Here is a 12,190-nt window from a genome sequence, read left to right as displayed (position 1 = left end):
ATCATGGACGCAAGCGCTGAAAGAATCAGTGTGATACGAAAGCGGCGGCCAGTGCCGTCGATTGTCGCGGCGAGCGGTGTACTTACGGTGACGGCGATGTTCGGCGTGCCCGGGTTTGCATCGAGTGGCAACATCACCAACATCGGACTGCAGGTCTCGATCCTGCTCATGATTGCCATGCCAATGACGCTCGTCATCCTGAGCGAGGGGCTCGACCTCTCCGTGGGTGCGCTCCTCAGTCTCTGTGCGGTCGTTTTCGCTCAGACTCTTGGGTTGGGGTGGGGCATCGCGCTGGCGTTATGTGCTTCGGTGGCGGTAGGGATGCTGACGGGTCTCTTCAACGGCGCCCTCATCGCGAGGCTGGGGCTTCCTCCCTTTGTTGTCACACTCGGTACGCTCGGCATTGCCCACGGTATCGCGCTAGTGCTGACGGACGGCAATGCGGTTGTCGTCGGGAACCCCAGCGTGGCCCAGCTCTACGCGTGGACCCTTCTCGGCATTCCGTTTCCGGTGATCTTTGCGCTCCTCGCGTATGCGCTTACCCATCTCCTGTTGTATCACACCCGGTTTGGCACCTATGTGTTCGCCATCGGCGGCAATCGGGATGCGCTGCTTCTAGCCGGCATCAAAGCCAAAGCCTTTCACATTGCGATCTATGTCTTCGGTGGGTTGATGGTCGGCCTGGCAGCACTGGTGCTGGTCGGTCGAATGAATTCTGCAGAGCCCAATTCGGCAATCGGCATGGAGTTCGATGCCATTGCGGCCGTGGTCCTCGGTGGCACGTCTTTCGAGCGTGGCGAAGGATGGTTGTTCGGCACGGTCATGGGCGTCGTGACGATCGGCGTTTTGCGCAATGCCTTGAATCTCCTTGGCATTGAGTCCTCTCTTCAGGTTGTTTCCGTCGGGATGCTGGTGCTCCTTGTCGTTGTTATCGATAGTGTGCGCAAGTCCAGAGTCAATGGAGCGAAAGTATGAGTATTCTGAACAACTCCCGCTTCGTATGGTCCCGTGTCAGCCAGTTGGATGTGCGTCATCATGTTCGCGAGGAAACGGCCACGCTGATCTATCGCGCCGTACTCATCGTTCTGATTGCGATGGCATTGGCTTTCACGACGTCGGCGTTCTCCACAGCCCCCAATCTGCTCAACGTTCTGCGTCAGGCGAGCCTGATGTTCCTGCTCGCCTCCGGGCTTACGCTGGTGATCCTGTCCGGCGGCTTTGATCTCTCGATCGCGGCCAATCTGACGCTGTCGGCCTGCCTGGCGGCCGGTGTCATGAAGACAGGCGGGTCGCCGATTCTGGCAGCCGCCACCGCGCTTTCATGCAGCACGCTGATCGGTCTGCTCAATGGTCTCGCTGTGACGTTGCTGCGGCTTCCGCCGTTTCTCGCCACCTATGGGATGCTTTGGGTCGTTCAGGGGCTCGCGTTCCATTACATGGGCGGCAACGAAATCTACGGCTTTCCGACGGGGTTCAGAACACTGGGCACAGGATTCCTCGGCGGCATACCGTTGCCCGTCTACATGATGGTATTCGTGCTGATTGGCGCGACGATCGTCACGGGAGGACTCAACTTCGGCCGGGAAATCTATGCGATCGGCGCCAATAGCGAAGTTGCGAGGCTCTCAGGCATACCGGTGCGCCGGCGCAAAATTGCCGTTTATACGATAAGCGGCTTGATGTCCGGGATTGCCGCGCTCATCTATCTCGCGCGGGTCAATGCAGCAGATTCAGCCATGGGCGAGCCGCTTCTGCTTCCCGTCATCGCGGCCATATTGATCGGCGGCACGTCCCTGTTCGGTGGCGCAGGGAGCTTGCTCGGCACGTTGTCCGGGTGCCTCATTCTTGCACTCGTGATCGACGGGATGAACCTCCTGAACCTCAACTCAAACTGGCAACCATTGATCATTGGCGCCGTTCTGCTCGTTGCCGTACTCGCGGACGTGCTCGGACGGGGCAGAAACGAGCGGATCGGCTGACTCTGCCAGGCGATACATGACCTCACGGTTGTTTGTCGCTCATTGTGTTGTTAGTCCTGTATGCCCTTTGCCGTTGTTGTCGCTATTTCCACCTGACGTTAGTCACGAAAACGGACGCTTTGATAAGCGGCGAGACTTCGAGGTCAAGGACTTTAACCGGATGTTCCGTATTATCTGAATAACGATCCGGCCGACACAAACGTAATCGCTAACGAGATCAGTTGAGAACGCACCGGAAGAATAGGGCGGCCAACGGATCTTCAATACGAGTCTTCAGGCAATCGATTGCATCAGTATTGCAGAAGTAGATCTTTAGGAAGGATTTGGCGTGGTGGTGGGGCGGAAAGCCGGCTAAGGCGATGACCGAGGCAATCTGGCTGTCGTGCAGGTGCGTCGCGTGTTTCTTTTAGCTTGTCTTTCTTTCCTGAACGATTCGTACAACGAATATATAAATGCGAGCTGTGAAGTCGGAAACGGCTGGCAGTGAATCCATTACTAAGAGCGAGTGAGGAAGACATGAAACGAAGGCTGATTGCCGCGGTCATTGGCGCGGGGCTGTGCAGCGCTGGTTTGAGCTGTGCGAGCTTTGCGCAGAGCAGCATCACGATGGCGGGCAAACTGGACGACGGTATCACGTTCGTCGACAACGAAGGCGGTCACCACAATTACAAGGCCGATAGCGGCGTGCTCTTTCCAAATCTATGGATATTGACGGGCACCGAGGATTTGGGCGGCGGCATCAAGACCGTGTTCAAGTTGTCGTCGCTGTTTAACCTGAACAACGGTCAGCTCAATCAGACGAACACGCTATTTGGCCAGCAGGCATGGGTGGGTCTGCAGACCGACTACGGCACGCTGACAATGGGCAGGCAGTTCGACTTCAGCGCGGATTTCTTTGGGCAGTTCAACGTGGGCGCCTCCGGCAGCGGTTACGCGATCCATCAGGGCGACTTCGACCACACCAACAATGACCGCCTGAACAACTCCATCAAGTACACGAGTCCTGTGTGGGGCGGCTTCACGTTTGGCGCGATGTACGGCTTTAGCAATACGCCGGGAAGTTTTCATGACGGAAGCGGTTGGAGTGCCGGCTTGCAATACGCCAATGGACCTCTGATTGTGGGGGCAGCGTACACGTACGAGGCAAAGCCCACGCTGGACCCTTATGCGCAAATTGGTGTCCACACGTTCTTCAATGTGCCTGTCGCCTCTGTGTCGGGCAATACCGCGACCGATCTGATGCCCGAGTTCCAGATCAGCTCTCTGGGAACGTTCGGGATCGGCGCATCGTACGCGATTGGAGACTTTACGCTCTACGGCGACTTCAGCGACACCGTCCTGAAGTACCTGGCCCAGACCTCGGTCATGCATGTCTATGAAACCGGGGCGACGTATCAGGTCACTCCGGCCACGCAACTGGTTCTGGGTTATCAGCACACCGGCTTCGAAGGCCACACTTGGAATCAGGTGACTGCAGCGGCGCTTTATTCGCTGTCGAAACGGACCCAGGTTTATATCTCCTCGGATTACCTGAAGGCGTCATCCGGCGTGGACCCCGTCATCGGCGGGAGTTTCGCGCCCTCGCTGGCACGTCAGCAGGCTGACGTGCGAATCGGCATGTATCACGCTTTCTAAGCACCCTTATTTCGCGGGTTTTTCTGCGCTGCGATAACCAAATTGGGGAAGTGCTCCCCGTCCCAGCCGCGGCTGGAAATTTTAACGATTGATTGGAGGAGTCAACACATGAAACGTACATACCTTGGCCTGGCTTTAGCGGGTACTTGCGCGATCGGCGCTTATACATGGGCGAGCAACGCGGCGGAGACCGCGCCCAAATGGGTTGCGAATATTCCGGTGACGAGCGCCAAGCCGTTCGGCTTCGACATCAGTGCGTCGGCGGATGGCAAGTACTACCTGGCTGACGGGGCGAACGCCACGCTGGACGTGTTCGACGCAAAGACGGCCACGCTGCTCGACCAGATTTCGGCGAACTTCGCCGGCATCGGACCGAGCCATGACAAATCTGGACCGTCGGGGGTCACGCCGTTGCCGGGCACGTCGCTGGTGTACGTGGGCGACGTCAACTCGGTCAAGGTGATCGACGTCGCAACCAAAAAGCTGGTTAAGACCATTACCGTCAGCGCGTCCGGTATTCGCGCCGATGAGAGCTGCCTGGACCCTGTGCATCATGTCGTGATGTTCTCGAGCGGCGCAGAGGAACCGCCTTTTGCCACCTTCATCAATACCGAGAGCCAGGAAGTGATCGGGAAACTCTCGTTGAAGGACTCGACCGGTCTTGAAGCGTGCGCGTATGACCCGAAGGGCAAGAACTTCGTGTTGAACAACGATGGTACGAAAGCCAACCCGAAAGGAGAAGTCGATGTGATTCCGGTCGCGTCGGTTCTCGAAGGCAAGCCTGTCGTTGCGAACGTTTTCTCGCTGAAGGGTTGTGAAGGCCCGACCGGCCTCGCGATGGGCCCGGGCAACGATGCACTGATCGGATGCGATCCGGACGAGGGTGGCAAGCAGACTACGGTGATCATCGACCGTACAAACGGCAAAACCGTCGCCGAGTTGCCGTTCGGCGGCGCGGACGAAGTCGTGTACGACCCGGTGTCCAATCGTTACTTCCTCGCCGCCGGTCACCGCTCGGCCGACAACGTCTCCCAGGTCGGCAGCAAGACGGCGAAGTTCGACCCGGCACTCGGCATTATCGACGCCGCTACGCGCAGCATCGTCGCGATTGTTCCGACCACGATGGGCGCGCACTCAGTGGCGGTGGACGGTGAGTCTCATCGTGTCTTCGTGCCGCACGGACCGGGGCACTCGGAGCAGTTTGCAGGTGCGGGCGTAGCGGTATTCGCGACCGAGTAAGTGCCCCTGTAGCTGTTTGCCGCGTGTGACTCGCAGTCGGGCCGTTGCCATGTCCCCAGGACTTCGTCGAGTGGTCCTGGGGCGCCGTGCAGCACTGTCCGGCTGCCCTCAGTAGTTCAACTTTCAAAAAGACTCAATCATGGTCCAGTTTCGTGCAGTTTCAGCTGCACTCGTCGTATCGCTTGGTTTGGTGCTTATCGAGACGCCTGTGGCGACGGCTCAACCGGCTAGTGGCGAGCAGGCGTCCTCCTCCATGGGCGCATCAACGCCAAAGCAGATCGCCAAGGCCCAACGGAAGGCTGCTAGCAAGGCCCGGCGGGAAAAGAAGAACGCCGAGTTGAAGGCCCTCGAGAAGAACGGCTATCGAGAGTCAGGCAATCAGGATAACTATCCGCAGAATCTCATGGACGCGGAGCGTAAGGCCGCTGCATCGAAACCCGCTACGCCGGCGTCCGCATCGGGTCAATAACACGCTCGACTTTAAGGGTGGCGCTGGGGGCTGCGTTCTCAGCGATAGGCCTGATCAGAAATTATCGGACTCGTTGGTAAGCGCGCAATCTTTCTGGTTATAGGGACGCGCGCTCCCCAGCATAAGCTTCATCTATCGAGCGGTGCTCGAGGTGTCATGAAGAGGAGACTAGCTTGAGATTCCGTCGTTCAGCTCCGTCAAACAAGGCTGTATTCGCCACATTGCTGGGTTCGGCGTGCCTCGTCTTTCTGAGCAACGTTTGCGCTGCCGACACAACTCAAGCGCAGCAGGCAGCGCCTCCGCTTGCAAGCTATTCGCTGAGTATCAAGCAGGCAATGAAGCTTGTCGACATCGCAACGGCAACTGCGCAGAGCCGCCATCTCGCGATGAGTTTCGCCGTGCTCGACCCGGGAGGGCACCTCATCATGGCTGTACGAATGGACGGCGCACCATTTGTTAGCGTTGATTTCGCCCGCGGCAAAGCCTTCGCCTCCGTTGCGCTCGGCGGCCAGTCCGGTGCAACGCTGGAGCAGCGCTTCAAGGACGATCCTTCGGAGTACAGCAATGTTTCCGGTGCTGGGTATTTCGCCCCGTTTCTGCCGGCACGGGGTGTGTTTCCTGTTTTTGTCGACGGGCATCTGTTAGGTGCCGTTGGCGCGAGTGGGGCGCCCTCGGAGATCGATGATCAGGTCGTCAAGGGTGCAATTGAAGCAATCGGCGCAACGACTGTGCGATGACACGTCGTGTCCTATTGAAACGATATTGGGAAGATTTTCATGAAACGCGAAACAGAACAACGCGATGCAGTGGGCGTAACAGGCGCCACGGACGACAGGCATGCCTCGACATGTGACGCCACCGACGCTTGCCGCCGATCGATTCTGAAGCTTGGTTTCGGCGCGTTTGCGGCGGGTGCTTTAGGTTTTTCCGGCGCGGCTCGCGCGCAGAGCGGCTCGTCGCAAGGGGCGGCTGTCGCGGCAGCCTCGCGCGAAGGTCAGACCATCAAACTGGTGCCGTCGCTGGAAACGGTCAAGGTCGGGCAGATCGAGCCCAGCGCGCCGACGGCAGTTACGATCAAGTCGGGCGATACGGTCTGGTATGACGGCACTTGGACCAATTGGGGCAATGAGGCCAAGTATGGGCTGACCTTCAAGGAGCGCGAGCCGATCCGCAAGAAGTACCCCAACGGTCCCTTCTCGCTGATTGGGCCCGTTTCGATCATCGGTGCCGAAGCGGGCGATCTGGTTGAATGCCGTATGTTGAAGATGCGGCCGATCGACTGGGGCTGGAACTCCGCGCCTCCCGGTGTCGGCGCATTGCCGCACGATTTCAAGCCTTACCTGCGCTATCTGAAATTCGACAAGGACAGGACCGCAGCGGCATATGTGCCGGGCGTCAATATTCCTCTACAGCCATTTCAGGCGTATATCGCCACGCAGCCGGCCGGCGAGAAACCCATCAGCGCGAATCTGGCCGGCAACTACGGCGGCAATCTGGACTGTGCCGTGCTGGGGGTGGACACGTCGATCTTCCTGCCTGTACAGGTCACCGGTGCGCGGGTGTGGACGGGCGGCTCCATGGGCGCCTCGGGTGAAGGCAACGTCGATCAGACCTCGATTGAGACGGCTTTCGAAGAGATGCGTATCCAGTACATCCTGCACAAAGGCGCTGCGCTGAATGTGCCCATGGCGGAGACGCCTGACCACTGGATCGGTTTCGGGTTTTCCGACTCTCTCGAGAATTCACTGGTTGCCTGTCTGCGCCAGATGATCAGCTGGCTGTCTGCCGCCAGTGGCATTGCACCGGAAGATTGCTACGGAATCTATAGCGTGGCAGGCAGCTTCCGTGTGACGCAATACGCCAATCAGACCGGAACGGTCTACTCGACCATTCCGCCCAAAGGTATTCATTGCATGCTTCCCAAGCGCATTTTTACCCCCGCGCTGCAGCAGCGCATCGCGGCGTCTATACGGGCCTGAGTCCATGGTGGTGCGTCAGTTCAACAGGCGTGTACTCGCGCCTGGCTACAGCATGTCAGCCGGGTCGCGTACCCGTGCACGAGTTGCAAAGGAGATGATTCGATGATTGCGAAAGACCCGAACCCGTCCATGGAAGGCGGCCTGGCCAAAACACGCCGCGTGGGGCCCGTGCTGGCCCTGCTGGTGTGCTTCCTGGTGATCGTTCTGGACGGATTCAACACCACGTCGATCTCCTTTGTCGTGCCGAGGCTCGCTCATGAATGGCATCTGGCGCCGGCGCTCTTCACCACCGTTTTTGTCGCGACGAACATTGGCGCGGCGATCGGCTTCATGATTTCCGGTCCGCTCGCTCAACGTTTCGGACACCGTTCCATAGGTGTCGCGAGTGTTGTGCTATTTGCCGGGAGCACGCTCGTGACGGCGTACGCGACCAATATCGCCAGCATGTCCGTCATGCGCCTTGCGGCGGCCATCGGTTTGGGCGCGGCGTTGCCGATCGCCATTACGGCGGCGGCCGGCATCATTGGCGCGAAGCATAAGGTGGCGGCGTCCCTGCTCGTTACGACTGGCATGTCCGTCGGCGCCGTCACGGGCGGCGTGGCAGGTGGTCCTCTGATGAGTCACTTCGGCTGGCAGTCGATCTTTGTGACCGGTGGTGTCCTGCCTTTCCTGCTGGTTGTTGCGTTCTTTCGCATCCTCCCGGCGCGCAGCCCGGTGATAGCCGATGCCGCCGCCGTGCGTGTGTCTAACCCGCTCAAGGCGCTGTTCGAAAATGGTCTGGGCGCCTATACGTGCCTGCTGTGGCTGTTCTCATTCCTGATCTTCATGGACGTCTACGCACTGCTGTTCTGGGTGCCGACGTTGCTGGTGGATTTCGGCTTCTCAGCGAACCATGCGTCGGTCGGCATGGCGGCCTTCAGTATCGGTGGTCTGAGCGGCAACGTCCTGATGACGGTGGCGGTCACGATGATGACGCTTGCCGGCAGGCTCAGGGTGAAATCGGCGCTGGTTGTGGGATTGTTGCTGGTGATTATCAGCGTCGGCAGCCTTAGCCAGGTGGCGGTGACGCCGGCCATCGTGCTGCTGTTCATCGGTGTGATCGGCGCAGGTCTGGTCAACGGCATCATGGGCCAAACCGCGCTCGCAGTCGCCTTCTATCCGCCGGAGATTCGTGCAACCGGGGTGGGCTGGGGGCATGCAATCGGGCGGGTCGGTTCCTTCGTTGGGCCTGCGATTGGCGGAGGCTTGCTGTCGCTCGGTTGGCCGGTGCGCGAGATTCTCCTCACCGCCGTTGCGCCGGCCGGCGCGGCGATCCTCGCTCTCGGCGCCCTATCGTTGGTCGGTCGTAGAGCGGTTCAAAAGTTTCCCGATAACGCCGTGGTGGAGAACTGAGACTCGCCACGTCATGCTCCGCTGATTGACGAGTCGTCAATCGAACTCATGAACGCTCGAAAACGCCGGCGTGCCGCCGGCACTATCGACACATATGGGACAGCGCTCCCACATTCAGACTGCAAATCCAGCTATTTAATCCAACCCAAAGACACACTAGATCATGAAAATTATTGCTTACTCAGACGGTGGCCGCATCGCACTAGGAGTCGTCACCAGCCCGACCCATTTCGTTGCTGTCTCCGACATCGCCCCGGACCTGCCATCAAGCCTCATTTCAATCCTGGAGCAGGAGGATGGACTCACGCGGTTGCGGTTAGCGGCAGAAGGACGGCAAGGCGACCGGGCGCTCGCTGACGTCACACTCAAGCCCTTCCTGGACCGCCCGAACGCGATGTGGGCTTTGGCGTTGAACTTCAAGAGCCATATCGCGGAGACGGGACTTCAAACGTCGATGGAATTTCCCCACCTTTTCATGCGCACGGCTGCATCCTATGTCGGCGCCGGCGAGCCGATTCTGGCACCGCCGGAATCCGTTGCACGCGCGTTCGACTACGAGTGCGAACTAGGTGTTGTCATAGGCACGCCTGGTCGTTACATTCCGGTGGAGCGAGCGCTGGAACATGTGGCGGGTTACACCTGCCTCAACGAAGGATCGGTTCGCGAGTTCCAGATGCACAATCGTCAATTCGGCCTCGGCAAGAATTTCGAAGCATCGGGGTCCTATGGGCCGTGGTTGATGACCCGCGACGAATTTGGCGATCCTGCCACGCACTCCATCAAGACTCGCATCAACGGTGTCGTTCGTCAGAGCGCACCTCTCGACGATATGCTGTTGAGTGTTGCGCAAGTCATCAGCTATCTGAGTCAGGGTTATCGTTTGCGGCCAGGTGATCTGATTGCGATGGGCACGCCTGGTGCGTTGAAGGCTCAGCCGGATGATGTCGAGGGCAATGACCTCTCGCGTCAATACGGTCCCTTTCCCACACCGGGGCTGGTACATATGCGGGCGGGAGACTGGGTCGAGGTGGAGATCGATGGACTGGGTGTGCTTGGCAATCCAGTAGCCGCCGATGCGTCCGTCAGCGAAAGTGGTTACGCAGTGCGGAAATCCGCGGCCTGATTCCGGTTAACGCAATCCTGGCTTTCAGAGGGTGTGGGGATCATTCGAAGCCCCCACACCCCCGTTCAGCCGCGCTGATTGTCCAGCGTCACCGAGTGCCTGCGAAACTCACTGGGTGGAACACCCATGTGTTGTGCGAAGAAACGGGTGAAGTGGCTGTGTTCTTCGAACCCCAACTCTTCGGCGACTTCGGAAAGCGGTTTATCGCTAACTCCAAGCAGTTGGATCGCATGAGACATGCGGACCCAATCTATATAGTGCTGCGGTGAAATGCCCATGCACAGTCGGAACTGCTGGAAGAATCTCGACCTGGACAAGCCGACTTGAACCGCCACTTGGGCAACGGTGGGATTCGTCAGCGACGCGTGCTTGATGAAATCCAATGCTTTGCGGATGCGAAAATCGACCGGTCTGCCTGACGGGATGATGCCGGCCGTCAATGCGGGATCGGCAAAGTCCCGACCGAGTGCGGTCACCAGATCCGCAAGAATCGGCATGCAATTGTCGTCCTGGGCGACCAGGTGGTTGGTGATCGCCGCGGCGATGCGATCCACGTGGTGCTGCACGTCCGGCGTGACGACGACCTCAGCCTTCGGGAAGATGCTTGCAGTGCCGCTTTCGGCGAGTTTCAATTGCTGGCGCAACCAGGGGGCTTCGACGACGAGGGAAAGGATCAGGGAAGGCTCGTCGTCGCTGCAGCTTTTTGAGTGTTCGACCCAAGGGTTCAGGCAGATTGCCCGCGCCGCTGTAAGCGTGCAATCGTCTGCGCCGATGCGGAAATTGCAGTTGCTTCCACCAAGCTTGAAAAGGAACTGGTATTGGGAGTGAGCGTGCGCGACAAGCGGACGGCTAATGAAGTTCACCGTTGCTCGCCCGAAACTTCCTTGCAGAATCCAGACGGGCTTGTCCCCATCAATTGGTACTGTTGTCATACCCAACATTTCTCCACTTGGAACGAGGCAGCGCACGACGCTTTGCCGGGTTCCATGAATACAAAAAAAGACGCTTCGGTAAGCGGCGAGATCCTGCGGAAGGCCAGGAGATTGATAACTCGCACAGACGTCACTTAATCAAAAGTAAGGAGTGCAGTCAATGGGTAGAAACGTGCTCCGACATGCGTGGTGGTTTCAGTGAGAATTTCAGAGCGGATTTCAGAAAGTCAGGACGATTTGGCAAGCAATCGGTACTTTCGGTCAGGTGTTCCGGTGAAGGTCAGCTTATATTGATTCCACCGTGTTATTCGAAAGTAGGGATAGGCATGCCGTTTTTTGAACGAGAAGGGATACGCTTCGCATACGATGAGTTCGGCCCTGCGGGGGCGCCTGTCGTTGTATTCAGCCATGGCTTCCTGATGGACGGCGATATGTTCCAGTCGAACATTGCGGAGCTGGCGAATGAATTCCGTTGCGTCGTTTGGGACCAGCGAGGTTTCGGTGCAACCGGAGCCACGACCCGGGCCTTTAGCTATTGGGACTCCGCGCAGGATCTCATTGCCTTGCTCGATCATCTGGAGGTTGCCTCGGCATCGCTTGTCGGCATGTCTCAGGGCGGATTCATATCAATGCGTGCGGCGTTGCTGGAACCGGACCGCTTTCGGGCGATCGCCCTGATATCGACAAGAAGTGATGTCGACTCCGAAGCGGTCCAGCAGTCTTTCGAGGAACTGAAGGCGGAATGGGCACGTAATGGCGCGAAGAACGTCGCACAGAATCTGTCGGCGTTTCTGTTCGGTCCCGAGTACGCGGCATCGGTATGGATCCAGAAATGGATGAACGCTGGTTCGGATCACTTCGAACATCCCGTCAATGCCCTTGTCTCGAGGGACGACATCACGCCGCGCCTTGGCGAGATTACCCATACGTCGATCGTATTTCATGGACGCGACGATGCCGCCATCAGCCCTGACTGCGCAGAGGCGCTCGCCGCCCGGTTGCCGAACTGCAAGGATCTTATATTGGTCGACCGGGCGGGGCACACGCCGAATTTAACGCATGCCGAGATCGTGAATCCGCCGTTACGGGATTTCCTGCTTCGCTACGCACGCTAAAGCGAGCCACCCGCCTATCGCGCTTACTTGCTGCCCGGCACGGTCTGATTGTTGTCTTGTGGCGCCTGAGCCGCTGTATTCTGATCCGCGCCGGCCTGGTTCGCGCTGGACGGTTGATAGCGGGTGTGTTCGTGGTCGTGATTGACATGCATATGCTCGCTGGCAGAAGCCGGAGTAAAAAAGGACATGCTTAAAACCACGACCGCACAAAACGCAGTGACTTTCATGATGATCCTCTCCACTTGATCGGAAGCGCGTTGGGTTAGCGCCGTTTACATTCTATTCGCAGCGCGGGTCAGTGGAAGGTCGGGTTTGGCTCGATCTGAA

The 12,190-nt window shown here is 58.5% G+C and carries 12 protein-coding genes; 10 read left to right on the top strand and 2 right to left on the bottom strand.

All coding sequences use genetic code 11. The features are described 5' to 3' along the window. The first annotated feature begins 3 nt into the window (after positions 1 to 3). From P3T25_RS34155 to P3T25_RS34115, 9 genes are all read left to right on the top strand, one after another. The gene (locus P3T25_RS34155) at positions 4 to 975 is read left to right on the top strand and encodes an ABC transporter permease (protein ID WP_154566105.1); all 972 of its coding nucleotides are present in this window, start codon (positions 4 to 6) and stop codon (positions 973 to 975) included. Beyond that, positions 972 to 1,979 carry an ABC transporter permease gene (locus P3T25_RS34150; RefSeq protein WP_171928604.1) on the top strand — a complete coding sequence of 336 codons (1,008 nt, stop codon included), beginning with the start codon at positions 972 to 974 and terminating at the stop codon, positions 1,977 to 1,979. Before P3T25_RS34155 ends, P3T25_RS34150 begins: the two co-directional genes overlap by 4 nt. Before the next feature lie 516 nt (positions 1,980 to 2,495). After that, the gene (locus P3T25_RS34145; RefSeq protein ID WP_429361412.1) at positions 2,496 to 3,614 is read left to right on the top strand and encodes a porin; all 1,119 of its coding nucleotides are present in this window, start codon (positions 2,496 to 2,498) and stop codon (positions 3,612 to 3,614) included. Positions 3,615 to 3,722: 108 nt separating this feature from the next. After that, a complete protein-coding gene (locus P3T25_RS34140; RefSeq protein WP_429361410.1) occupies positions 3,723 to 4,853 on the top strand; it encodes a YncE family protein in 1,131 nt (376 codons plus the stop codon). 253 nt (positions 4,854 to 5,106) lie between these two features. Further along, on the top strand, positions 5,107 to 5,322 hold the full coding sequence (locus tag P3T25_RS34135; RefSeq protein ID WP_429361408.1) for a hypothetical protein: 216 nt from the start codon (positions 5,107 to 5,109) through the stop codon (positions 5,320 to 5,322). Positions 5,323 to 5,495: 173 nt separating this feature from the next. Continuing rightward, a complete protein-coding gene (locus P3T25_RS34130) occupies positions 5,496 to 6,059 on the top strand; it encodes a GlcG/HbpS family heme-binding protein (RefSeq protein WP_429361406.1) in 564 nt (187 codons plus the stop codon). Between the two features lie 39 nt (positions 6,060 to 6,098). Next, entirely contained in the window at positions 6,099 to 7,301 is a 1,203-nt protein-coding gene (locus tag P3T25_RS34125; protein ID WP_429361404.1) for an acetamidase/formamidase family protein, read from the top strand. Positions 7,302 to 7,403: 102 nt separating this feature from the next. Continuing rightward, complete coding sequence (locus P3T25_RS34120; protein WP_429361402.1) at positions 7,404 to 8,693, top strand: MFS transporter; 1,290 nt, start codon at positions 7,404 to 7,406, stop codon at positions 8,691 to 8,693. 163 nt (positions 8,694 to 8,856) lie between these two features. Then, a complete protein-coding gene (locus P3T25_RS34115; RefSeq protein ID WP_154565622.1) occupies positions 8,857 to 9,816 on the top strand; it encodes a fumarylacetoacetate hydrolase family protein in 960 nt (319 codons plus the stop codon). Between the two features lie 65 nt (positions 9,817 to 9,881). Here the strand turns inward: P3T25_RS34115 and P3T25_RS34110 are convergent, their stop codons facing one another. Beyond that, positions 9,882 to 10,757 (bottom strand): helix-turn-helix domain-containing protein, encoded by an 876-nt coding sequence (locus tag P3T25_RS34110; RefSeq protein ID WP_429361399.1) that lies wholly within the window; start codon positions 10,755 to 10,757, stop codon positions 9,882 to 9,884. Positions 10,758 to 10,930: 173 nt separating this feature from the next. On the opposite strand from P3T25_RS34110, the gene P3T25_RS34105 reads away from it, so the two are divergent. Further along, positions 10,931 to 11,863, top strand: coding sequence for an alpha/beta fold hydrolase (locus P3T25_RS34105; protein WP_429361397.1), 933 nt, complete (start codon positions 10,931 to 10,933; stop codon positions 11,861 to 11,863). Between the two features lie 23 nt (positions 11,864 to 11,886). On the opposite strand, the gene P3T25_RS34100 is transcribed toward P3T25_RS34105, so the two are convergent. Next, positions 11,887 to 12,090: a hypothetical protein gene (locus tag P3T25_RS34100; protein WP_429361395.1), complete on the bottom strand. Its 204-nt coding sequence runs from the start codon at positions 12,088 to 12,090 to the stop codon at positions 11,887 to 11,889. Positions 12,091 to 12,190 lie beyond the last annotated feature (100 nt).

This window comes from Paraburkholderia sp. GAS32 (genome assembly GCF_050434225.1).
GTDB classification, from domain to species: domain Bacteria; phylum Pseudomonadota; class Gammaproteobacteria; order Burkholderiales; family Burkholderiaceae; genus Paraburkholderia; species Paraburkholderia madseniana.
The sequence above is the reverse complement of the archived record's forward strand: the minus strand, read 5'-3'. Positions and strand labels throughout refer to the sequence as shown.